Origin of the sequence: Kitasatospora sp. NPDC059599 (assembly GCF_042735125.1) — a bacterium.
In the GTDB taxonomy this organism is placed as follows: Bacteria; Actinomycetota; Actinomycetes; order Streptomycetales; family Streptomycetaceae; genus Kitasatospora.
The window spans coordinates 1-23,134 of record NZ_JBHWCL010000087.1; the positions used below are offsets into that span (position 1 = coordinate 1).

The 23,134-nt window shown below is 73.2% G+C and carries 20 protein-coding genes and 1 pseudogene; 9 read left to right on the top strand and 12 right to left on the bottom strand.

All coding sequences use genetic code 11. The annotated features are described in order from the left end of the window. Positions 1-584: C40 family peptidase (locus tag ACFV04_RS26790; protein ID WP_380533004.1), on the top strand; the 584-nt coding region annotated here is incomplete at its 5' end. Positions 585-597: 13 nt separating this feature from the next. Here ACFV04_RS26790 and ACFV04_RS26795 read toward each other — a convergent pair. Further along, entirely contained in the window at positions 598-1,077 is a 480-nt protein-coding gene (locus ACFV04_RS26795; protein WP_380533007.1) for a MarR family winged helix-turn-helix transcriptional regulator, read from the bottom strand. 198 nt (positions 1,078-1,275) lie between these two features. On the opposite strand from ACFV04_RS26795, the gene ACFV04_RS26800 reads away from it, so the two are divergent. Beyond that, positions 1,276-1,686, top strand: coding sequence for a VOC family protein (locus ACFV04_RS26800; RefSeq protein ID WP_380335769.1), 411 nt, complete (start codon positions 1,276-1,278; stop codon positions 1,684-1,686). Positions 1,687-1,864: 178 nt separating this feature from the next. Next, positions 1,865-2,443 carry a hypothetical protein gene (locus ACFV04_RS26805; protein ID WP_380335772.1) on the top strand — a complete coding sequence of 193 codons (579 nt, stop codon included), beginning with the start codon at positions 1,865-1,867 and terminating at the stop codon, positions 2,441-2,443. 162 nt (positions 2,444-2,605) lie between these two features. Here ACFV04_RS26805 and ACFV04_RS26810 read toward each other — a convergent pair whose 3' ends face one another. From ACFV04_RS26810 to ACFV04_RS26830, 5 genes are all read right to left on the bottom strand, one after another. Beyond that, entirely contained in the window at positions 2,606-3,148 is a 543-nt protein-coding gene (locus ACFV04_RS26810; RefSeq protein WP_380335774.1) for a hypothetical protein, read from the bottom strand. A 146-nt stretch (positions 3,149-3,294) separates the two neighbouring features. Next, complete coding sequence (gene thrS, locus ACFV04_RS26815; protein ID WP_380533066.1) at positions 3,295-4,506, bottom strand: threonine--tRNA ligase; 1,212 nt, start codon at positions 4,504-4,506, stop codon at positions 3,295-3,297. 447 nt (positions 4,507-4,953) lie between these two features. Next, the gene (locus ACFV04_RS26820; protein ID WP_380533011.1) at positions 4,954-5,685 is read right to left on the bottom strand and encodes a leucine-rich repeat domain-containing protein; all 732 of its coding nucleotides are present in this window, start codon (positions 5,683-5,685) and stop codon (positions 4,954-4,956) included. 309 nt (positions 5,686-5,994) lie between these two features. Next, positions 5,995-7,176: a serine hydrolase domain-containing protein gene (locus tag ACFV04_RS26825; protein ID WP_380533014.1), complete on the bottom strand. Its 1,182-nt coding sequence runs from the start codon at positions 7,174-7,176 to the stop codon at positions 5,995-5,997. Between the two features lie 319 nt (positions 7,177-7,495). After that, positions 7,496-7,984, bottom strand: a complete 489-nt coding sequence (locus ACFV04_RS26830) for a carboxymuconolactone decarboxylase family protein (protein ID WP_380335780.1) — start codon at positions 7,982-7,984, stop codon at positions 7,496-7,498. 120 nt (positions 7,985-8,104) lie between these two features. On the opposite strand from ACFV04_RS26830, the gene ACFV04_RS26835 reads away from it, so the two are divergent. The 3 genes from ACFV04_RS26835 (at position 8,105) to ACFV04_RS26845 (ending at position 14,386) form a co-directional block, all read left to right on the top strand. Next, on the top strand, positions 8,105-9,064 hold the full coding sequence (locus ACFV04_RS26835; RefSeq protein WP_380533017.1) for a pirin family protein: 960 nt from the start codon (positions 8,105-8,107) through the stop codon (positions 9,062-9,064). A 469-nt stretch (positions 9,065-9,533) separates the two neighbouring features. Next, positions 9,534-10,616, top strand: coding sequence for a site-specific integrase (locus ACFV04_RS26840; RefSeq protein ID WP_380533020.1), 1,083 nt, complete (start codon positions 9,534-9,536; stop codon positions 10,614-10,616). An 824-nt stretch (positions 10,617-11,440) separates the two neighbouring features. Then, entirely contained in the window at positions 11,441-14,386 is a 2,946-nt protein-coding gene (locus ACFV04_RS26845) for a tetratricopeptide repeat protein (RefSeq protein ID WP_380533023.1), read from the top strand. A 12-nt stretch (positions 14,387-14,398) separates the two neighbouring features. Here ACFV04_RS26845 and ACFV04_RS26850 read toward each other — a convergent pair whose 3' ends face one another. From ACFV04_RS26850 to ACFV04_RS26860, 3 genes and pseudogenes are all read right to left on the bottom strand, one after another. Beyond that, the gene (locus ACFV04_RS26850) at positions 14,399-14,857 is read right to left on the bottom strand and encodes a hypothetical protein (protein ID WP_380336035.1); all 459 of its coding nucleotides are present in this window, start codon (positions 14,855-14,857) and stop codon (positions 14,399-14,401) included. Positions 14,858-15,176: 319 nt separating this feature from the next. After that, a pseudogene (locus ACFV04_RS26855) lies at positions 15,177-15,599 on the bottom strand (transposase family protein); the annotation flags it as partial. Positions 15,600-15,908: 309 nt separating this feature from the next. Beyond that, positions 15,909-16,448 (bottom strand): GNAT family N-acetyltransferase, encoded by a 540-nt coding sequence (locus tag ACFV04_RS26860; RefSeq protein ID WP_380335908.1) that lies wholly within the window; start codon positions 16,446-16,448, stop codon positions 15,909-15,911. A gap of 491 nt (positions 16,449-16,939) precedes the next feature. On the opposite strand from ACFV04_RS26860, the gene ACFV04_RS26865 reads away from it, so the two are divergent. Continuing rightward, positions 16,940-17,278: a hypothetical protein gene (locus tag ACFV04_RS26865; RefSeq protein WP_380533027.1), complete on the top strand. Its 339-nt coding sequence runs from the start codon at positions 16,940-16,942 to the stop codon at positions 17,276-17,278. A 70-nt stretch (positions 17,279-17,348) separates the two neighbouring features. Beyond that, positions 17,349-17,585 carry a three-helix bundle dimerization domain-containing protein gene (locus tag ACFV04_RS26870; protein WP_380533030.1) on the top strand — a complete coding sequence of 79 codons (237 nt, stop codon included), beginning with the start codon at positions 17,349-17,351 and terminating at the stop codon, positions 17,583-17,585. Between the two features lie 139 nt (positions 17,586-17,724). On the opposite strand, the gene ACFV04_RS26875 is transcribed toward ACFV04_RS26870, so the two are convergent. The 3 genes from ACFV04_RS26875 to ACFV04_RS26885 all read right to left on the bottom strand — a co-directional run bounded on the left by ACFV04_RS26875 (position 17,725) and on the right by ACFV04_RS26885 (position 20,002). Next, the gene (locus ACFV04_RS26875; RefSeq protein ID WP_380533033.1) at positions 17,725-18,507 is read right to left on the bottom strand and encodes an oxidoreductase; all 783 of its coding nucleotides are present in this window, start codon (positions 18,505-18,507) and stop codon (positions 17,725-17,727) included. Positions 18,508-18,588: 81 nt separating this feature from the next. Next, positions 18,589-19,032 carry an SRPBCC family protein gene (locus tag ACFV04_RS26880; protein WP_380533036.1) on the bottom strand — a complete coding sequence of 148 codons (444 nt, stop codon included), beginning with the start codon at positions 19,030-19,032 and terminating at the stop codon, positions 18,589-18,591. A gap of 487 nt (positions 19,033-19,519) precedes the next feature. Beyond that, positions 19,520-20,002, bottom strand: a complete 483-nt coding sequence (locus ACFV04_RS26885) for a ribosome-inactivating family protein (protein WP_380335917.1) — start codon at positions 20,000-20,002, stop codon at positions 19,520-19,522. Between the two features lie 349 nt (positions 20,003-20,351). On the opposite strand from ACFV04_RS26885, the gene ACFV04_RS26890 reads away from it, so the two are divergent. Next, entirely contained in the window at positions 20,352-23,120 is a 2,769-nt protein-coding gene (locus tag ACFV04_RS26890) for a BTAD domain-containing putative transcriptional regulator (protein WP_380533040.1), read from the top strand. Positions 23,121-23,134 lie beyond the last annotated feature (14 nt).

The following is a 23,134-nucleotide window of genomic DNA, read 5'->3' on the forward strand; positions in this document are numbered from 1 at the left end:
CGCTCGGGGCGGGCCTGGCCCCCGCGCTCGGCCCGGCGGCGCAGGCCGCGCACGCGGCGACCGCGGCACCGCACGGCTCGGCCGGCGGGCCGGGCGTGGCGGCGGTGGCCGCCGACGCGCTGGGCCTGCGGGTCGCCGCCGTGGCCGAGGCCCAGATCGGCGTGCCGTACGCCTGGGGCGGCGGCGACCGCCTCGGCGCCGGTCTCGGCTTCTGCGACGACGAGAACGGCTACCTCGACGGCGTGTGCATGGGCGAGAAGACGGTCGGCTTCGACTGCAGCGGCCTGTCGCTGTACTGCTGGTACCGGGCCAGCCAGGGCACGGTCGAGCTGGGCCACTACACCGTCGCCCAGTTCCACCGCGGCGCCCCGGTGGAGCGGGACGCGATCGCCCCGGGCGACCTGCTGTTCTTCTCCCGCCCCGACGCACCCCTGCACCACGTCGGGATCCACGTCGGCGACGGCGCGATGATCCACGCCGAGCGCACCGGGACGCTGGTCGCGCGCGTCGAGAACGTGCTCGACGTCCCGCGATGGGCGGGCGAGTTCGCCGGTGCCCGCCGCCCCGGGCAGCCCGTCGGCTGACCGTCCGCGCCGGTCACGGACCGCTGCGCCGCTCCCCCAGCCCCCGGTGGACCCGCAGCAGCAGCGACTGCAGCACCTCCCGTTCACCCACGTCCAGCGGCGCGAGCACCTCGTCCTGCACCACCCGCGCCTGGACGTCGAGTTCGGCGAGCAGCGCCCGCCCCGCCCCGGTGACCGAGACCGAGACCCGCCGCCGGTCGGCCGGGTCCCTGGCGCGCTCGACGTACCCGGCGACCGCGAGCTGCTCGACGACCTTGGCGAGGTCGCTCGGGTCGAGACCCAGCCGCCGGACCAGGTCCCGCTGGGCCTGCGGTCCGAAGTCGGCGAGCGAGGCCAGCACCGCCATGTCCCAGAGCCGCAGGCCGCGTTCGGCCAGCCGGTCGGCGAGCCGGCCGCGCGCCGCCTTGCCGATCCGGGAGAGCAGGTAGCTGCTCAGGTCCAGCAGGGTCGGGGGGAGTTCGGGCGGCGGGTCGATCGGGGTCTCGGAGGCCATGGCGGAAGTCTAGGGTGTCTTCCTATAGTGGGTCCCGACCCACTAATTCTCGACCCACCGGTTCCGCCCACCCCTTCCCGACCCGCCATTCCCGACCCGCCATTCCCGACCCGCCATTCCCGGGCCGCCGATGCCGCGCCGCCATACCCGGGCCGCCGGTTCCGTGCCGACCCGGGACCGGATCCCAGGAGTTCGACCGTGGATGCCCTGTACCCCCGACTGCTCGTCACCCGCTTCGCCGACTGCTTCGCCTTCTACCGCGCGACACTCCCGCCGCTCACCGGCGCCACCCTGGTCAAGGGCACGCCCGAGGGCCCGTACGCCAACTGGGACGTCGCCGACCAGGCCGTCCTCGTCCTCTTCGACCGCGCCGCGATGGCCGCCACCCTCGGCACCGTCGACCTGCCCGCCCGGCACGCCGCGCCCGCCCAGGACGCCGCGATGCTGGTGTTCCGGGTGGACGACGTGGACGCCGCCCTCGATCTCTGCCTGCGCCACGGCGGCACCCCGGTCGCCGCGGCGACCGACCGCCCGGAGTGGGGCCCGAACCTCCGCAGCGCGCATCTGCGCGACCCGGACGGCCACCTGATCGAGCTGCAGTCCTACTGACACGGTTGCCGCCGACGACGGCCCGGCAGGCCCCCGCCAATCTGCCGGTGAAGCTGCCGCAGGCTCCCGCCCGGCCGCCATAACCTTCACTCGGCGCCCACCGGAACACCACACTGACGGACAATCAGGAAACGGGCGCCGCAGGCCCATCACCTTCGAGAGGACCCGAAGACCGCCCATGACCAGTCTCCGTCTACGAGCCGCAGCCCTGACGGCCGTCGCCGCGATCGGGTTCGCCACCCTGAGCGCCGGCGCCGCCCAGGCCGCCCCCGCCCGGACCTCGGCCCCGGCGGCCGCCCAGGCGGCCCCGGCCGCCACGGCAGCCGCGCTGTCCGCCCCCACGCACATCCCGATGAACAGCGTCATCTCCAGGAACCAGGCCTGGTACTCGCCCGACCACCACATCATGCTGGCCATGCAGGGCGACGGCAACGTGGTCCTCTACCGCGACACCACCCCGATCTGGGTGGCCAAGGGCGCCATACCCAACGGCAACATCCTGGCCATGCAGGGCGACGGCAACCTCGTCGTCTACGCCGCCGACAACACCCCGCTCTGGTGGAGCGGGACGGCCGGTCACCCCGGCGCCGAGCTGACCGTCTACAACGAGGGCGTCATCGCGGTCGAGCTGAACGGCACCGTCCTCTGGACCTCGGCCCCGCCCGCTCCCCACCTCCCGCCCTGCCCGGTGTGGGGCCCGCCCTACCCCGGCCAGTGGATCCCGCCGTGGTGCCCGACCTGGCCGTTCCCCAGCTAGGCCTGTCCGCCCCCGGGCGCTCGGACCCCGGGCGCTCGGACCCCGGGCGCTCGGACCCCGGGCGCTCGGACCCCGGGCGCGCAAGGCTCGCCCGCACGCCCGGGGTGAGGCGGTCCGGGTCGGTCGTCACGCCCGACCCGGACCGCCCGTCGGCCCGCCCCGTCAGCGGTGGAAGACCTGCAGCTCCCGCACCGCGTCGTTGAAGTTCGCCCCGAGAGCCGGGGCCGGCAGGTCCACGGTCTTCTCGACGTCGAGGGTGGACCAGAGGTGGGCGGCGTTGCAGTTGTCGTAGCCCTTCATCGAGGACACGTTGAGCGCCACGTCGAAGTAATTCACCAGGTGGTAGCCGGTGGCGTCGCAGCCGCCCGCGTCCCCGTAGAAGGCGTAGATGACGCCGCCGCCGTAGCCGACGTCCTTGAACTCCTCCAGCAGGAGCGTGCGGTCGGCCGGCTGCTCCGCCGTACGGGTGCGGCCGTCGGCCAGGGCGAGCGCGTCGGCCAGGGAGTCCGGCGAACAGGAACGCCCGAGGAGCGGCGAGCCGCCGCCCGCGCCCGGCGCGTGCCCGACCACGGCGGCGCAGTACCGGACGTCGGGCACGGGCAGCGGTCGGAGCCGGGTCGCGTCGGCCGGGGCGGCCGCGACCGCCCCGGCAAGGGCCAGACAGCCGGCGAGGACGGGGGCGACGAGTCTTCGGGGGGTGCGCATCGGGAACCTCCGGGACGGGTGGGGCCAGCGGCGGCCGTGGACTCGGCCACCGCGCCCATTCGACGGGCGGCCGGCGTCCACGGCCCGGCCGACACACCGCTCACCGCACTGGTCCTCCGGATGCCACCGCCTGCGCGACGGCCCGCTCACCCCGCGGCGCCGTCCTCCCACAGCTCGGCGCCGCACCCGGCCACCCGTGCGCCGATCCGCGCCCACGCCTCCTCGGCCGGCAGCGGCTCCAGCCTCCGGCCGTTCCGCAGACGCAGCGCGACCCGGTCGTCCCCGGCCTCCCTGGCGCCGATCACCGCCTGGTACGGCACCAGCCGCGCCTCCCGGATCCGGGCACCGAGGGTGCCGCGCTCGGGCCCGGCGACCTCGGCGCGCAGACCGAGGTCGAGGCAGCGCTGCCGGAGCCATTCGGCCTGCGGCAGTTCGGCGTCGGAGACCGGCAGCAGCACCACCTGGACGGGCGCGAGCCAGGCCGGGAACGCGCCGCCGTACAGCTCGATCAGGTGGGCGACCACGCGCTCGACGCTGCCGATCACGCTGCGGTGGACCATCACCGGACGGTGCCTGGCGCCGCCCGGGCCGATGTAGTGCAGGTCGAACCGCTCGGGCTGGTGGAAGTCGACCTGGACGGTGGAGAGGGTGAACTCGCGTCCGGCGCCGTCGGCGATCTGCACGTCGATCTTGGGCCCGTAGAACGCGGCCTCGCCCTCCGCCGCCTCGAACGGCACCCCGGAGCGTTCCAGCACGTCGGTGAGCAGCGCGGTGGCGCGTTCCCAGAGTGCCGGATCCGCCACGTACTTGCCGCCCGCGCCGGGCAGCGAGAGGCGGTACCGGACCGGGACGATGCCGAGCGCGGCGTGCGCCTCGCGGATCAGCTCCAGTGCGGCGACGGCCTCGTCGGCGGCCTGCTCCGCGGTGCAGAACACGTGGGCGTCGTTCAGCTGGATCGCCCGGACCCTGGTCAGCCCGCCCAGCACCCCGGACGGCTCGGAGCGGTACATGCCGCCCAGTTCGGCCATCCGCAGCGGGAGTTCCCGGTAGCTGTGGGAGCGGGAACGGAAGATCAGCGCATGGTGCGGGCAGAGGCTGGGCCGCAGCACCACCTCTTCCGAGCCGAGGGCCATGGGCGGAAACATGTCCTCGCGGTAGTGCGCCCAGTGGCCGGAGATCTCGTACAGCTCGCGTTTGCCGAGCACCGGTGAGTAGACGTGGCGGTAGCCGGCCCGGCGCTCGCGGCCGCGGATGAACTCCTCCAGGGTGTGCCGGACGGCCGCGCCGTCGGGCAGCCAGTAAGGAAGGCCGGAGCCCATCAGCGGGTCGGTGTCGAACAGGTCGAGTTCACGGCCCAGCTTGCGGTGGTCGTGCGCGGTGCGGCTCTGCGCGGGACGGTCGTGCGCGGTGCGGCTCTGCGCGGGACGGTCGTGCGCGGTGCGGCTCTGCGCGGTGCGGTCGGGCTCGCGGTGGCCGTGCTGCGGGTTCACGTTCACGGTGGTGGTCTCCACTCTGGTGCTGCGGGCGAGTGGAGCCGGGAACGACGAAGCCCCGGGGCACTCGCCCCGGGGCTTCGGACTAGGTCAGCAGTCAGCGCGCCGGGACTCTTTCCGGCGTCGTCGTGGCGAGTGCAGCGCGCTTCATGTGATCAACCGTAGCAGGTCGACCGGCCGGCGCGGGGCCCCTCCGAACGGCTTCCGACGGACGGCCCCGGCCCGGACGGCGCCCGTACGCAGCGACGTCAGCGCCGTGCATCGCCCGTACGAAGCAACGTCAGCGCCGTGCGTCGCCCGTACGAAGCAACGTCAGTACAGGACCACGCAGTCGCGCGCACCGAGCGCGTCCAGCAGTCGGGCCGACGGCCGGACGTCGTTCCACCGCAGGTCCAGCTTCTCCAGGGCCGGCAGCGCACCCGGTTCGCCGAGCCAGCGCGGCAGTTCGGTGATCCGGTTGCCGCGCAGGTCGAGGCGGCGCAGCCGCGGCAGTCCGGCGAGCACGGCCGGGACGGCGGTGAGGGAGTTGTCCCTGAGTTCCAGCTCGCGCAGTTCGGTGAGCCCCGCCACGGAGTCCGGCAGATCGCTCAACTCGTTTCCCTGAAGCAAGAGTTCGCGGATCGCTCCGAGCTTGCCGATCTCCTCGGGTAGCGCGCCGAGCCGGTTGTGCTGCGCCCGGAGTTCGACCAGGGATGCCATCTCGCCGATGGTGGCGGGGAGTTCGGTGAGCCGGTTCTCGCCGACGTTGAGGTAGCGCAGCGCGGTGAGCCGTCCGAGGGTGTCCGGCAGGGCGGTCAGCGCGTTGTCGTGCAGGTAGAGGAAGTCGCCCAGCCCGGTGAGGGCGCCCAGTTCGGCGGGCACCTCGGCGAGCTTGTTGTGCCCGAGGTCGAGGGTGCGCAGCCCGGTCAACCGTCCGATCTCCGGCGGGAGTTCGGCGATCCCGGTGTCGGCGAGGATGAGCACCGTCAGGTCGGTGCGGTCCCACACCCCGGCCGGCACTTCGCCGAGCGGCTGCCGCCAGAGGTTCAACGTCACGTCCGTCACTGCGGCACTCCTCGGGTCTGCGGAAGCCGGAGGGTGCCGTCCACGACGCGGTGGAGCGGGGCCTCCGGGAACCCGGCGAGGTTATCGCGGCGCGGACCGCCGGTGGCAGCCGACCCGGACGCGCGGCCACTCCGGCCCGTCCGCGCATCGAGGATTCCCTCTCGGATTCCCGTATGGGGCTCCTCGTGGAGGGCTCGCCGTCGAGCACTCGCGTCGAGGACTCCCCCAGGCGGACGGGCCGGAGCGGTGACACGCCCCCGCGGGGTCAGTGAGGTACCCCGCCGGGGCCGTCGGCGCACCCGGATGGCGTCACCGGGTGCCGCAGAAGGCCTGCTCCAGGAAGCCGGCCTCCGCCACCGCCTGCGCCTGGAGCTGCGTGCCGTCGCCGCGCGGGGTGACGGACAGCGCGACCTGCCGGCTCCCCGAGTTCCACAGCTGCGAGCTGTAGCCGGGTACCCCGCCGTCGTGCCCCCAGACCGCCCCGCAGGAGAGCTGCCACCGGGCCAGTCCGAGCCCGTAGCTCAGGCCCGTGGGATGACCGTCGGCCTCGATCGGGACGGTCGTGGTCATCTCCTTCATCAGCTGCGGCGGGAGCAGCCGGCCACCGGTCAGGGCCTGCTCGAAGCGGCCCAGGTCGCTCAGGGTGGAGATCAGTTCGCCCGCCGAGTTCGCCCAGGAGACGCTCGCCACGGTGACGTCCCGGTCGCTGCGGTCCGCCGGGCCGGGGCCCTCGGGGAGCGTGAGGTAGCCGTGCGCGTGCGGGCCCCGGATGTCGGTCGCCGTCCCCGGGAAGTACGTCCCGGTCAGCCCGAGCGGGCGCAGGATGCGTGCGGTGATCTCCTGCGCGTAGCCGTGCCCGGTGACCCGCTCGATGATCATGCCGAGCAGGGTGTAGTTGACGTTGGAGTAGCCGAAGCGGGCGCCCGGAGGGAAGGCGGGTGCGTGCGCGACCGAGGCCGCGACCACCTGGGCCGGGGTGATCGTCCTGGTCAGACCGCCCTGGTCCAGCCAGTTCCGGAGCACCGCCGGGTCGCCCAGGTCGGGGAAGACGCCGCCCTTCTCGTTGGTCGCGTCCCAGAGGCCGGAGGTGTGGTCGAGCAACTGGCGCACGCTGACGTCCGCGCCGTTCGGGAGCAGTCCCGGCAGGTGGCGCTCCACCGGGTCGTCCAGGCCGATCCGGCCATCCCCCACCAGCTGGAGCACGGTGGTGGCGGTGAACACCTTGGTGATGCTGCCGGCCCGGAACCGCCCGTCCGTCCGGACCGGCGCGCCGGTGGCCAGGTCGGAGACGCCGGATCCGCCGCGCCAGACCCCGTTCCGGTCCCTGACCTCGGCGATCGCCGAGACGGCGCCGGCCCCGGTCACCGCCCGCAGCGCCGCTGTCCGGCGGCCGGCGGTCTCCTGCTGTCCGGCGGCGCCCTGTCCGCCGTCCACCTCGGCGGCACCCGCCGAGGCGACCGGCGCGGCCAGTGCCAGACAGACCGCCACCACCAGCGCGGACCCCGCGCGGCGCGCCGTACGGCCCGCACCCCGCCGCGCGCGCCCCGCGCCCCGTTCCGTACGCCCCCCACCCTGCTCCATGTGTCCCCACCCTCAGCGCGGCGAGCACTCCCTCGCCCTCGAAGCCCAGCTTCGCCGCCGCCCTGACGGTCGGTCATCCACCGCCGGGAGGAACCGTCCGTCCACCCCCCAAAGGAGGGCCTACGCCGAAAGGCGGAGAACCCTCCTCGAACCGCTGCGGCTCGGGCCCGTCCCGCCCGGAACCCTCCGGCTCGGGCCCGTCCCGCCCGGAACCCTCCGGCTCGTACCGCTACCGCGCCGGCGCCGGACGGACGGGGTGCTTGCTCATGATGGACACCCGGTTGAAGGCGTTGATGGTGATCGCGACCCACACCACCGCGGAGATCTCCGCCTCGCCCAGCACCTCGCGTGCAGCGGCGTAGGCCGCCGCCTGGAGGGCCGCGTCCGCCGGGTCGGTGGTCGCCTCGGCCAGCGCAAGGGCGGCGCGCTCCCGCGCGTCGAACACCTCGGTGTCGCGCCACGCCGGGAGCACGCCCAGCCGCTGGGTCGTCTCGCCCTCGCGCAGCGCGGCCCTGGTGTGGACGTTCAGGCAGTAGGCGCAGCCGTTGATCTGCGACACCCGGAGGTTGACGAGCTCGACCAGCCGACGGTCCAGGCCGGCTTCCGCGGCCACCTCGCGGGTCGCCTCGGCGGCCGCGACCAGTGCCTTGTAGGCCTGGGGGCTTTGCTTGTCGATGAACACCCGCCGGTCCGTCGGGACCACCGTCACATCACTCACCTGGACTCCTTAGGCTTGATCGCTGTCGCCCGTCACTCTGCCATGCCATGATAGTTGAATATAGAACTATCATGCCCGCAGAACCACCGCACGACCCCGCACCTGGGAGGGACCCCGACCGTGAGCACCACCGAGACCGACCTCGTCGAGCCGCACGCCGCCGACCCGCGCGTGGAGGTCCTGTCCCCGCGGGACGTCCCCCTCGGCGGCCCGCGCGCCATGACCGTACGCCGGACCCTGCCGCAGCGCTCCCGCACCCTGATCGGCGCCTGGTGCTTCGTGGACCACTACGGCCCCGACGACGTCGCCGACACCGGCGGCATGGACGTCGCCCCGCACCCGCACACCGGGCTGCAGACCGTCAGCTGGCTGTTCACCGGCGAGATCGAACACCGGGACAGCCTCGGCGTCCACGCCTACGTCCGCCCCGGCGAGGTCAACCTGATGACCTCCGGCCACGGCATCGCCCACTCCGAGGTCTCCACCCCGGCCACCACCACCCTGCACGGCGTCCAGCTGTGGGTCGCCCTGCCCGAGGAACACCGGCACACCGGCCGCGACTTCCACCACCACGCCCCGACCCCGGTGCGGCTCGACGGCGGCGAGGCCCGGGTCTTCCTCGGCACCCTGGCCGGCGACACCTCCCCCGTCCCCACCTTCAGCCCGCTGCTCGGCGCCGAGATCACCCTGCGCCCGCACGCCACCGTCACCCTCGCCGTCGACCCCGCCTTCGAACACGGCCTCCTGGTCGACCGCGGCGAGGTCCGCTTCGCCGGCACCCCGCTCCACCCCAACGACCTCGGCTACCTGGCCCCCGGCGCCACCACCGTCACCCTCACCAACACCGGCGACACCGACGCCCGGACCGTCCTCCTCGGCGGCACACCCTTCCAGGAGGAGATCGTCATGTGGTGGAACTTCATCGGGCGGTCCCACGAAGACATCACCCGAGCCCGCGAGGACTGGATGAGCTCCGCGAACCCCGACCGCTTCGGCGCCGTCGAGGGCTACCCGGGAGACCGCCTGCCCGCCCCGGAACTCCCGGGAATCCCCCTCAAGCCCCGCGGACGCACCCGCTGACCTGCGCGTTACGCAATCGGGGGTGCGGCGACCAGGTCCGCCGCACCCCCGAGGCGGAGCCCCCCTGCGCTCAGCCCAAAGTCCCCCTGTCGGCACTCGCTTCCGCACTCGACGTATGACACCGTTCGACCATCCCCGACAGCGTCTGACAGAACCAATGCTGACCCAATGCCGAGTTTGCTGACGATCCATCAGAACCGACCGCGGCACTCACGGAGCCCGGGCAGTCATCGCCGGGTGCCGCCGCGAGAACCGGCGGATGCCCGGCACGGCCCCCTTGCCGGCTGCCGAAGGACGGTCACCACCGGAGCGGCGCGGGCCGGAGAAGACAGCCACCATGCCGTCCGCTGCCCTCACCGGCGATCCTGCTTCAAGCCAGTTATTAGATCCGAGCCCTGCGAGATCTTCCGAGCCGCCCCTGCCGGCAAGAGCCCACCGTACGACCCCGCCCCGGCGCTAGGGTGACCTCATGGCGGACGCCCCGACGACAGCAGCACCCTCGGTCGAGGCGCTGGACGCCCTCGTCGAGCGCGCCTGCGAACCGCCGACCGGCACGTCCCGGGCGAAGCAACTGCGCTGGGTCGCCGGCGAACTGCGCACCGCCCTGGAGCGCGGCGCGATCGTGCCCACGGCCGCCGGCTCACTCGCCCTTCTCTTCGCGCCGAACACCCTCGCCGACTACCTCACCGCCGCTGAGCGGGGCCTGCTGCGGCGCAAGCCCGCCGCGCGACCGGGCCAAGCCTCACCCGCGTCCATGCGCGTCCGGGAGGACTGCCTCCGCATCCTCGGCGCCCGGGCCGGCATCACCGTCACGCTCCCGGACCGCGACCCGCCGCGGGTCGAGCTCCGGCCCGTGGTCGCCGCCCGCCCGCGCAGCATCCTGCTCGGCCACCTGGAACACTCGGCCCGCCCCGGCCGGTCCGAATCCCGCAGCCGGATCCTCGCGATCATCGGCACCGTGCTGGACACCGGCTGCCGCGCCGGCGAACTCTGCGCCCTGCGCACGGACGACGTCGACCTGCACCGCGGCACGATCCGCCTCACCCGCCTCCCCCAGCACCGCAACCCGCACACCACACCCGCCACCGTGACGGTCGGCCTGTCCGGCCCCACGCGGGCCGCGATGCGCCACTGGCTCACTGTCCGCAGCCGCCTCGTCGCACGCGACACCACCCAACCCGTCGGCCCGGGCAACGAGACCACCGACGCCCTGTGGGTGAGCATCGCCCCCAGCGGCCACCCCCGCCCCGGCCTGCCCCTGCACTTCCGCGGCCTGGCCCGCGCCTACGGCCGCGCAATCGACGACCTCAACACCGAGATGGCCGCAGAACCCGGCTGGCACCCCCTGCCCCGACGCATGGAACAGCTACGCCGCGCCATCGAGCTCGAACCGGCCGGCCCCAACGGTACGACTCCCCTCCTCCGCACCCGCGCGCCTGCAGGCAACCCCGAAGCAGCGGCACCGGACATTCGGATCGGACCAATGAACCGGCCCTATCCCGTAATGCGGGTGGGAACCACGGTTTCCGCGGCACCTGCGCAGAACCGGTGAGCCAGTTGGTCTCCTGCCTTGGTACGGGCACGACGCCCGGCACGAGGGCGCCGGACTTCTCGGCCAGGTAGGCGAGCGGATCGCCGAGCCCGCACGCACCATGGTGAGCAGCGAGGCTGGGACGGTGGCCCGGCGCTGGACCGAGCCGGGTCCGGCGTCGGCGGCAGGGCCGCGCGGTCGGCAGGCTACCGATCAGACCGTCGAAGCCTCCAGCCGTTCGAACCGGCTACCGGCGAGGACAGCTTCGCCAACCACCCCGCGCGCATTGTGTCCGAGGCCTTCCTCACCGCGTGGAGCCGACAGAAACTCGGCAGAATTCCGACGCAAGATGGACTCACTCCAGGCCGCCGCGACCGGACTGATCACGTTGCAAGCCCTCCAGGGCTGATCACGACCCGAGGGTAAAGCCCCAGGTCAAGCTCCACCAACCTGCCACCATCGCCCACATCAGCTGTCCGCGCGGGCGCCCCGACGCCGACTGTGCCCTTCAGGCCGCCGGGCGGGTCGTCGCAGGGGCCGTATCCACCGCTCACAGCGAGCTGCTGGAGGCGGCAGGGCGTCCGGGCGACGGCATCCATCATCGACCCCAGCAGGCCGGGTCGAAGCCGCACGAGCCCGCTCGGCGGGCGCTCCCTCACCGACCGTGGCCTGCCGGACCAGGGACCGGGATCGGGCGGGCGACGGACGGCGGGCGTCGGGCAGTAACCAGCAAGCAGCGGAGCAGACTTGTCCGCTGCCCTCCCCGCACCAGGCCCGGCCCGCTAGGGTCTATCCGACTTCCCGTCACATGCCGGGTGGGCATACCGAGCAGGGGCAGGTGCCTCGTGAGCGACGCCGACCGCAACTCCGACGACTCGCAGCCGCTGTACGTCCAGAACGTGATCGCCGTCAGCGGCTTCGCGTTCGGCACGATCGGGGCCGACATCCACGTTCACGGCGCCAGCGGGCTCCCGCTCTACCTCCTCGGCGCCTGGCAGGACACGGCGGACACCGACCGGGACTGGCTCCGCAAGCTGCCCAGCCGGATGCTCAACGCCCGCCGCGCCGTGGTGCCGTTCACCGGCCGACACGAGGAGCTCGACGAGCTGCGGGAGTGGCGGGACGGCGGTGGGCGGCTCAGCGTCCGGTGGCTGTACGGGCCGGGCGGTCAGGGCAAGAGCCGGCTCGCCGCGCGGTTCGCGGACGAGTCCGCCGAGGCCGGCTGGAAGGTCGCCGTCGCCGTCCACGGCCCCGATGCCGACCCGATCGAGCCCGGAAGTCAGGACCTGCGGCCCGACGGAACGGCCGGCCTCCTGCTGATCGTCGACTACGCCGACCGGTGGCTCACCACCAACCTGACCTGGCTGCTGAAGAACGCCCTGCTGCACCGGACCGGCGTGGCCACCCGGGTGCTGATGCTGGGACGCACGATGAACGAACTGCCGCAGCTCCGCGGCATCCTGGACACCTACCAGGCCGACGTCTCCGTCCAGCCCCTGGAGTCCCTGCCACCCGGCGGGGAGGCACGCGACGCGATGTTCACCGCCGCCCGCGACGCCTTCGCCGGCATCTACCGGTTCCGCGACACGACCGCGATTCAGCCGCCCCCGACGCTGGAGGGAGCGGAGTTCGGGCTGACCCTGGCCGTCCACATGGCCGCCCTGGTCGCCGTCGACGTCCACGCGGCGGGCGCGGGGTTAGCGGCCGACTCCAGCTGCGGCTCCGAGGGCGAAACGGCGGCGGAACCCACACCGCGCGCCGAGGTGCCGACCGACCGACCGGGCCTGACCATGTACCTCCTCGACCGCGAGCGGCTGCACTGGGCGCGGCTGTACGGCGACGGTGCCAACGCCGGTCAGGACGGGAACGGCTTCCGAACGCCGCCCGAGATCATGAACCGGACCGTGTACGCCGCCGTCCTCACCGGAACGCTCTCCCGCGGCGCCGGCAGGACGGTCCTCGGCCGGCTCCGGGTGCCCGACGCCCCCGAGGCGCTGGACGACCACAGGTCCTGCTACCCGCCGGCCGAAACCGGTGCCGACCTGGTCCTGGAGCCTCTCTACCCGGACCGCCTCGCCGAGGACTTCCTCGCCCTGACCATGCCGGGCCACCGGTTCGCCTACCCGGACCAGCCGTGGGCGGCCGCCGCCGCCTCAGCCCTGCTCGAACGTTCCGACGACGGGCCCGGCGCCGAGCGCGTCCCCGCGCCCTGGACCGCCCGCGCGGTCACCTTCCTTCTGTCCGCCGCCCAGCACTGGAACCACCTCGGCCCGCAGTACGTGCACCGACTGCTGCTGACGGACCCCCGGCTGGCGGTCGACGCCGGGAGCGCAGCCCTCACCATCCTCGCCGGCCTGCCCGACATCGTCCCCGTCCTCGAAGCCGTGGAGGCTCATTTCCCGGAGGGGCAGCACACCGACCTGGACCCCGGCATGGCCGCGGTGACCGCGATCCTGACCACTCACCGCCTCGGCCTCACCCGGGACCCGGCCGAACGCTCGCTCCTCTACGCCGCCCTGGCGACCCGCCAGTCCCACGCCGGCCTCGACCGCGAGGCGCTCGACACCAGTGAGCGGGCGGTCGAGTGTGTGCGCGGCCCGGCCGCCGAGGACCCCGCGCGGCACCTGCCCAACCTGTCCGGCGCCCTGGCCAACCTCGGTGTCTGCCTGTCAGCGATGAGACGGCTCCCCGAGTCGCTGGCCGTCACCGAGGAGGCCGTACGCCTGGCCCGCCGCCACGCCGCCGAGTACCCCGACGCGCCACCGGCCAACCTGGCCCGCCCCCTGAGCAACCTGGTCCATCAGCTCCTGGAGGCGGACCGCCTTCAGGAGGCCGTGGATGCCGCCCTGGAAGCGGCGCACCTGTACGGCGAGCTGTCTGACGTAGACCCCGACGGCTACCGGCCCGACCTGGCCCGCGCCCTGGTCAACGCCGGGATCGCGCTGTTCCAGCTGGGGCGCCGGGCCTTCGCCGTCGAGGTCGGGCTCGCCGCGCTCACCGTCTTCCGGGAGCTGGCCGCCGCCGATCCCGACCGGTACGAACCCAGGTACGCGACCTCACTGACCACCGTCGCCAACCACCTGTGGGGCATGGGACGCAGTGAGGAGGCCTGCGACGCCGCCACCATGGCTGTGGACATCCGCCGTCGGCTGGCCACCGTCAACCCGGACGCCTTCCGGGCTGCCCTCGCCCGGTCACTGATCGGCCTCGGCGTCTACCAGTGGGCGGCGGGCCGCGCCGCCGAGGCGCTGGAGACCAGCCAAGAGGCCGTGGCCCAATGGCGCGAACTGACCGCAGTCAACCCCGTCCTGCACGAGGAGTTCCTGGCCGGCGCTTTGTCCAACCTCGGCAACCGCCTCGCCGCCCTCGACCGGCCGGTGGCGGCGCTGGCGGCCACCGACGAGGCCGTGGACATCTACCGCAGGCAGGCCGCGAGCGGCAAGGACGTCGACCGGGACAGCGTGGGCCAGGCGTTGAACAACCTCGGCAACCGGCTCGCCACGGTGGGCCGCACGGAGGACGCCCTGAGGATGTCCGACGCCGCCGTGGGCATCTACCGCGCCCTGGCCGACGAGCACCCGTCGGCGTACCGGCCTGCGCTGGCCCGCGCACTCGCGAACCACGCCATCCACTGGGCCCAGACCGGCTTCGTCCGCAAGGGGTTGGCGATGACCGAGGAGGCCATCGAGATCATGCAGGAGTCGGCCCTGGCAAACCCCGGGGCGTTCACGGCCGACCTGAGGCGCTTCGAGGCCCTCCGGGACATGCTGCGCGCGGAGCTCGCCGGCTGACCGGACCGGACGTCAGCCAGTGACTCCCTCCGGGCTGCTGCCGCCCTGCCCCTTGCCCTCGTGGTAGATCAGGTTCCCGTCCTGGACACCGAAGGCTCGTCCGTTGCCGTGGGCGACGTTGGTCTGCTTGTAGACCCGGGTCCGCGCCTCAGCGGGCAGCGACGGAGTCAGCACGTCGTCCAGTACCCGCTCCAGCTCCCCGGCGAGTTCGGGCTGTCGGCGTAGAAGCTCGGACAGCCGCTGCTGCCAGTCCGCGGCGAGCGCCTCCCGCAGGGGCTCGTCATCCTGCTCCTCGGCCACCAGCACCTCCCGGCGCAGCTCGGCCAGGTCCTCGCCGACCAGCTCCGCACGGTCCGGACGGAACCGACGCCAGACGGCGACCACCCCGTCCCGCGCGTGCTCCCAGGCGTCGGTGGCCATCGCTCCGACGAGTGACGAACCCGCGAGGGCCGCGAGCGCGGCTGGATCCATGGAAACCCCTCCTCCCGCTCCGTCGAACCGAACGCCTTCGGTGAACCGCCGGAGCACTCCCTGGTGTGGCGTACCGCCCAGGGCGTTCCTGCCCCTCGCCGCGCGACCGGTAAACCCATCGGACCGGGCCGCGACTCGGCGCGCTGCCGTGGCGATGAAGCGTCACAGGGCGCCTGGCCGGGCGGGACCCAGGTCGACCCTCCGCCCGGGCGGAGGGCCGGCGCCGGACTGGGTGACCGCTCCCGGCGTCCGCCGCTGGCTTCTTCGGCGGGGTGCTGACCCGGCCGGGGAAGTCGCGGGCCAGGCCGGCATAGCCGGAATCGACTTCGGCTTTCACGTTCGGGTGCAGCCGCAACTGCTCCTCGATGCCCTCGGTGCGTACTGCGGTGACATCGTGCATCCGGCCCGGGCGGATCGCCCCGAGCCACAGCTCCCGACCCTGTTCGTCGCTGATCATTGTGGCTTTCTCGGTGTTCTGCTTCTTCTTGCCCGACACGAACGCCTTACGGCCCGGCCGCCCCGCCTTCGGGCGGCGTACCTGCACCTCGGTACCATCGATCCGCAGCGTGATCCCCTCGGCCTGGGCATGGGCGAACACGTCCGCAAGGGTCCTGAGCCTGATCCCGGGCCGATCCGGCACCGCGAAACCGCGAGCGGCCAGCAACGGGCGCACCTCGTCGACCGCCCGGTCGATCGTGGAGGGCGAGACTCCGAACAGCGCCGCGAGCACCCTGTGCGACAGCGCCCAGCGCAACACCACCAAGGTCACCAACACCCGGTCCACGAAGACCAGCTGGTGATCCGGCCGAGCCCCGGCTGCCCGCAATCGGCCATGGCCACGCCGTTTGGCCAGCTCAGAGTCGCGGGCTGCGGTCCACGGCCCGGCCAACTCGGTGATCAGCGCACCCAGGTGTTCCTTCGAGATCCCGCACAGGCAGAATCAGAGCAGGCCGCGCGGGCCCGACTCGACTTCACACTCCAGATGATCCCGCGCGGCTCTTTGCCTCCGGCACCAGGGCGACTGCCCTAGCCTGACCACCGATGCCCCCGATCATTCAGGCCCGGGCCGGTGCGCCCATTCCTGGTCGAGGATGCTGAAGACTTCGGAGTCACGCCAGCCGTCCCGGATCAGCGCGGTGTGCCGGTGTCGGCCCTCGTGGGTCATGCCGATCTTGCCCAGCACCCGGGCCGATGCGACGTTGCGAGGATCGCAGGTCGCATGGATCCGGTGCAGTCCCATCAGCCCAAACCCTCTGCCGAGAAGTTCCCGGCCGATGGCTGTGCCCACGCCTCGACCCCACACCCGAGGATGCACGAGATAGGAGATCTCGCCCTGACGGTGGGCCAGACTACGAACCTTCAGCTCGCCCATACCGACGAGTTCACCGTCGAGGCAGGCCGCATACACGAATCTCACCTGTGGGGACCGCAGCCGGGCATCCACCGCGCTTTGGACGAAGTCCCGCGTCTGTTCCTCGGTGTTCGGCCCCCACGCCTGGTAGCGGCAAGCCTCCGGCAGGCTGGCGAAGGCATGTACAGCGTGGCAGTCACCGACAACGAGCTCGCGCATAGTCACCGAGGTTTTGATCACGAGCCGATCCTGTCAGGCCAGCATCGCCAATTACCAGCACCAAGTCGCGGGGCCCCCGCACGATCAAGACCGCACATTATCGTGCGGCAACTCGTTAACCCGGGGGTGCTGCCGGGTCCGTCGGCTCACTGATCCACGGTGCTCAGCCGACCGGTCCCGTCATCACGTGCGACCCGACCGCCGGTTCGAGGAGCGACAAGGTTCGCTGCCGGGTATCGAGGCCGACGCGGATCCCGAAGGGCGCACATCCGATTCCGGGACCCGGGCTTCATGAGGACGAGCCATCTGACGCGTCGAGCCATCCCGGTCATGTCATGTACAAGACGTCATGGTGCTTGTTCTCGGTCAGGAATCGGGCGGGAACCAGGGCAGGTCCCGGTACCGGCAGGCGATCCGGTCCGGACAGCCGGAGAATGCTGAATGCAGGGGCCGGCTGTCGGGTGGGCCGGCGGGTCGGCGCAAGGCAGGTGGATGGGAAGGGGTGTGAGCCGGTGCAGCTGGTTGCGGCTGAGGACTGGGCGACCGCCTGGGCCCGGTGGGCCAGGGAGCTTCCGACCGGGCGGATCGCGGCCGGGCTGCTGGTCGATCTCGTCGCCGATCCGAGACAGCACCTCGCCCGGACAGCGACGTTTCCGGTGACGGCCGCGGCCGTGGCCCTGCGCATCGAACCGGGTCTCCTGCGGGAGGCGCTCCGCGACCTGGCCGACGCGGGCCTGCTCACCCTGACCTGCCACGAAGCCGCAGAGCCCGGGAGCGAGGTCGCCGTGGTGACCCTCACCCCGCCGGCGTCGCACCGCAAACCGATAGGCCCGCGCCGTGCCGGCTGGTGAACCGAAACACGAACTGCCCGGGCGGCGGCGACTGCCCGACCCCGCGCCCGGCCACCCCGGATCGGGTGCGGTGACCACGACCTGGGTTTCGCCGGAGGACGAGGAGGCGATGAGGCTGGTTGCCGCCCGGCTCAAGCCCGCCCGCCCCGAGGCCGACCCGGCCACCGTGGACGCTCTCGTCGTGGGTGCCTACGACGAACTACGCGACGCCAGGGTCCGGACGTTCGTCCCGATCCTGACGGAGCGACGCGCCGGGGCCCTGCTCGCGATGCCACCATCGGACAGCCGCCCCTCCCCGGAGGGCTGACCGGCTGCGCACTTCGGGCGGGCGTACTGGTCCCTGGGATTCCGGGCCCCGCACCGCGCACACCCACACCGGGCCCGGCCGAGGCGAGCGGGATGAGGCTGCGATCCCTCGGCCCCCGCCTGCACGGGCCGAGCGGAGTTCAGAGCGTCTGGACCAGTCCGCCGTCGATGACGAAGTCGCTCCCGGTGACGTTTCCGGCCCGGTCGCCGGCCAGCAACACAACGAGGTCGGCGACCTCCTGCGGGCTGCTGAAACGACCGGTCGCCGACTGCGCGACGGCGCTGCGGGCGATCTCCGCCGGATCTCCGCCCCCCGCCTCGGCCAGCGTCGCGGCGACACCGTCGTCACCGAGCCACAGTGCTGTGGAGACCGGCCCGGGGCTGACCGTGTTCACCCGCACACCGTGCGGCCCGACCTCCTTGGAGAGGGCCTTGCAGAAGTTGGAGAGCGCCGCCTTGGCCGCGCAGTAGTCGATGACCATCGGGTCGGGCAGGAACGCGTTGACCGAACTCACGGTCACGATCGAGGAGTTGCCACGCTCGATCAGATGGGGCAGGGCCGCTCGGGTGGTCCGGACGGCGGAGAGAAAGTTGATCGTCAGCCCGTGGAGCCAGTCGTCGTCGGTGACCGACAGGAAGCCGGTCGGCCGCGGGCGCACCGCGCCGACGTTGTTGACCAGGATGTCCAGTCCGCCGAACCGGGAGACCGCTTCGGCGACTGCGGCTGCGGGGCCGTCCGCCGTGGTGAGATCGGCCGACACCGGGTGCACCTGCGGGGCGAGGTCGGCCGGCGGACCGGTGGTGCCGCGCGCCACCGCGACCACGTGTGCGCCTTCGGCGGCGAGCGCCCGCGTCACGGCGAGTCCGATCCCCTTGCTGGCCCCGGTGACGAGGGCGGCCTTGCCCGCGAGGTGCAGGTCCATGGGCGACTCCTCGGGTGCGGGGCGCGGCCGCAGCACGACGGTGCTGCGCCGGAACGGCGATGCGGGTGCCCGGTGCCGCGGTCAGGATCGCTCGACGGCGGCTTTGATCCGGAGGCCGAAGCCGGGGGCGTCCTTGCGGGCCGCGTGCAGGGCCGGGCCGAGCAGGATCTTGCCGAGGCCGTGCCCTTCGAGCACGTTGAAGATCCGGACGCGGGTCCGGCCGTCCGGCAGTGGTTCGAGGTCGTAGCCACCCTCGGCGGTGATCAGGTTCTTGCTCTGCTCGCTCCACCGGACGCTGCGCGGCGCCTCCACGCCGGTGATGCGGAACTCGCGGGAGGACTTCATCCCGGCGTCCTTCACGGTGCTGCGGAAGACCGTTCCGACGGTGGTCGGGCCCTCCGGAGTCTTCGTGATCTCCAGGACCCGGGGGCTGAAGTCGGGGTCGTGGCGGCCGTCGGCGAGGTACGCGAAGACCTCCTCCACCGGGCGGTCGACCTCGACGCTCGCCTCGAACTGTCCGGACATGTCGGCTCCTCGCGGTGGGCCCGGCAGGCGCTTCACAGCCAGGATTCCAGAGAGTCCCGACTCACGCCTCCCGGCTGCGGGGGAGCGGGAGGGCGATCGGTCCGAAGCACCCCACCGACCACCTCTCCGACCACATCGGCGCCTGGGGCTCGGCGCCTGGGCCCGGTTTCCGGGACACCGACCCGGGTAGAGCCCTGCCCCTCGGGAGTGGATCATCGGCGGGCGTCGTTCACCGCGTCGCGTGCCTGGTCGAGGTCGACGACCTCGCCGTTGGGCCCGGTCGGGTGCAGGTCGCCGCCGGGCAGGGTCGGTTGCGAGCTTGCCGTCGCGGATGGGGTGCGATCTGCGGGATTTGCTCCCTCGTGGTGACCAGCCGGACTGCGAACACGACGGTGTCAGCGCCCTCGATCGCGTCCTGCCCGGAGGCGGCGTGTGCGAGCGGCCCGGGCCCGTCCGTGAGTTCCTCCGAGGGCGAGGTGACGTCGGGTCAGAGTTCGGAGTGGTTCCAGTCGCCCGTGGAGCTGACCTGGCTGGTGGTGCCGATCAGCATCGCCATCCAGCGCTGGACGTCGCCGTAGCTGTAGAACGTGCCGACGCCGGTGACGTTGACGGGCGGGGTGCTGGGGTTGTTGGTGACGTCGTAGGCGTATTGGGAGATCTGGTCCCAGGAGTTCTCCAGGTACTGCTGCGTCAGGGGCAGCCCGTTGTAGAACGGCGTGTTGCCGCCCTGGATGTCGCGGGTCACGCCGTAGACGTCCCAGAAGCGCGCGGCCTCGGAGGTGAACTGGATCATGAACATCAGTGACCTGGCGACGTTCTGCTGGTTGGCGCCGTAGGGGTAGCCGGTGGTCGCGAGATTGTCGATCGAGCCCATGAGGTCGTACCAGCCGATGGGCATCGACTCCCGCCCCCGGCCCGCGGCCTGCCGCATCGCGTTGTCGGCACGAACCTTCGGCCGCGCGGAGCGCATCGGGGATCCGTGGATCTCGCGGGACCGGGAAGGCCACCTGGCCACCGCTCCCACCCCGCGCCGTTCGCAGGTCGCCCGTCGCCCGTCGCCCGTCGCCCGTCGCCCGTCGCCCGTCGCCCGTGCGGTCGTTCCGGGCTTCCAGGCGTTCACACCGCCAGAAGGTCGTAGGGGCTGTGGATCCACGATCGTCGCCCCGTCGGGTCCCGAGGTTCATCGACACTTCATGGACAGCTGTCCATGAAGTCCGGTCGGTCTCGGACTCCGGCCCCGGACCGGCCCGGCACGCCCGCCACCGGCCCGATAGGGTGCGGCGCCGGGGGTCGGAGACGGACGAGAGCACAGGAGCGGCGTGCGGATTCTGCTGCTGGGACCGCTGGAGCTGCGGACCGCCATGGGGACGACCGTCCACGTCGGAGGCGCCCGGCGCCGTGCAGTACTGACCGCGCTCGCCCTGGAGGCCAACCGCATCGTGCCCGTCGAGCGGCTGCTCGACCTCGCCTGGGACCACGCCCCTCCGCCCACCGCGCGGGCCGCGCTGCAGGGCCACGTCGCCAAGCTGCGCGCTCTGCTGGGCGACGGCCTGCGCCTGGAGACCCGCTCCCCCGGCTACGTGCTGCGCGCCGACCCGGACCTGATCGACGCCCACCGGCTGGGCCGGCTGGTCGACCGCGCCCGCACCGAAGCCTCCGACGAGGCGGCCGTACCGCTGCTGCGCGAGGCCGTCGCACTCCGCCGGGGCCCCGCGCTCACCGACTGCGGCTCCACCGCGCTGCGCGAGGGTGCCGCAGTCCGGCTGGAGACCCTCCGGGTCGAGGCCCTGGAGCAGCTGGCCGAACGGCTGCTGCGCACCGGGCAGGGCCACACGGTGACCGCCGAGCTCACCGGGGCGCTGAGCGAACACCCGCTGCGGGAGTCACTGGTCCGCCTCGCCATGCTCTGCCTGCACCAGGAAGGCAGGCCCGCCGAGGCCGTCGCCGTGTACGAGGCGACCCGGCGACGGCTGGCCGAGGAGACCGGGATCGATCCCGGTACCGCCCTCCAGGAGACCCTCGCCCGGATCCGGTCCACCCCGCAGGCCAAGCCCCCCGCCGCCCCGGCCCGACTGCCGCGTGAACCCGGCCGCTTCGTCGGACGGGAGGCCGAACTGGCCTGGCTGAGCCGACAGAGCGGCGCGGACCACGGACCGGGCCCGGACGCCCGCGGCGCGCACCGGCTGCTTCTGGTGACCGGCCCGGCCGGGGTCGGGAAGACAGCGCTCGTGCTGCGCTGGGCGCACCGGAACGCCGAGGCGTTCCCGGACGGGCGGATCGGCGTCAACCTCCGCGGCTTCGACGAGACCGAGCCGCTGAGTCCCGAGGAGGCGCTCACCGAGCTGCTGCGCGGCCTCGGTGCCGATGACGGAGCCCTCCCCGCCGACCGGGAGGAGCTGACCGCCGCCTACCGGACCCTGTTGACCGACCGCCGGGTGCTGCTCGTGCTGGAGAACGCGCGGGATGCCGAGCAGGTGCTCCCGCTGCTGCCCGCCGAGCCCGGCTGCGCCATGGTGGTGACCAGTCGGCACCGGCTCACCGGGCTGCTCCCGCTCGACGGCGCGCGGGCGTTGACCCTGGGGTCACTCGACGCCGAGAAGGCCTTCGAGGTGCTGGCCGGAGTCGCGGGCCGGCCGCGGCTGGAGGCCGAGCGGGCGGCAGCGGAACGGGTGATCGACCTGTGCGAGGGGCTGCCGCTGGCGCTGCGGATCGCGGGCTCGCGCCTGGCGACCCGGCCGCACTGGCGGGTCGCCACCCTGGCCGGCGAACTCGCCGACGAGCGCTCCCGGCTGGCCGTCCTGGCCACCCAGGGCACGCTGAGCGTCGCGGCGGCCATGGAACTGACGGTCCGTACCCTGCCCGAGCCGGCCGTCGCGTTGTTCCGGCTGCTCGGCACCCACCCGGGCCAGCAGGTCGACACCGCGGCGGCGGCCACCCTGGCCGGCACCGACCTGCGCACGGCCGCCGCCACGCTGGAGCTGCTGCACCTGGCGCACCTGGTCGAGGAGAGCGCACCGGGCCGCTTCGAGCGGCATGACCTGGTGCGGCTGCACGCCCGGCAGGCCGCTGAGGAACTGCCGGCCGCCACCCGGCAGGCGGCCCTGGAGCGGCTGTTCGACCACTACCTGGCCGCGACCGCCGCCGGGCTCGTGCTCGCCCGGCCGGAGGCGCGCCACCACCGCCCGGCCCACCGCCCGACCGGCGGCACCCCGGAGTTCGCCACGTCGGCGGACGCCCTGGCCTGGTTCCGGGCCGAGGAGCCGACCGTCCGCGCCCTGATCGCCCTGGCCTGCCAGTGGGGGGCCCACCGGCACGCCTGCCGGATGGTCGAGAACGCCGGCTACCTCTACCTCGACGCGGGGCTGTTCCGCGCCTGGGAGGAGGCCGCCCGGCAGGCCCTGACGGCCGCCGGGAGCGCCGGCACCGGCGCCGACTGGCCGCACCTGTATTCCAACCACAGCCTCTCGCTGGGCTGGCTGGGCCGGCGGCGGGAGGCACTGGAGCAGTCCGAGCGCGCCGTCGCCGTCGCCGACCCGGAGAGCCGCCCGGTCATGCGACACCGGTACCTCAGCATGCGGACCAGCTTCGCCGACGACTACGGCGAGCCCGGCAAGGCCCTCGCGGGCTTCGCCGAGACGGTGGCCCACGCGCGGGAGCAGGGCGATCCCCGGCTGCTCTCCCAGGCGCTCAACAATCTGGCGCACACGCTGTTCCGGGCGGAGCGCTCCGAGGAGGCGCTCGCACCGATCGAGGAGTCGCTGGAGCTGTTGGCCGGGCGCGAGTCGGACCCGTACCTGGTGATCTCCACCAAGACCCACGCCCAGATCCTGCGCGCCCTGGGCCGCACCGACGAGGCCGTGGCACAGATCCACCGGGTGCTGGAACTCGGCCGGGCGCAGGGCAACCAGGCCCACGCGGAGTTCGACTTCGCCGACTTCATCGGCCAGGTGATGTACGACCGGGGGCTGGTGGCCGAGGCGCGCCGGAGCTGGGAGCGGGCCGTGGAACTCGCCGCCGAGCAAGGGCGGATGACCCGTCAGGTGGAGCTGGTGCAGGCCCGGCTGGCCCGCTGCTTCCCCGCGGAATAGCCGTCAGCCGCTCC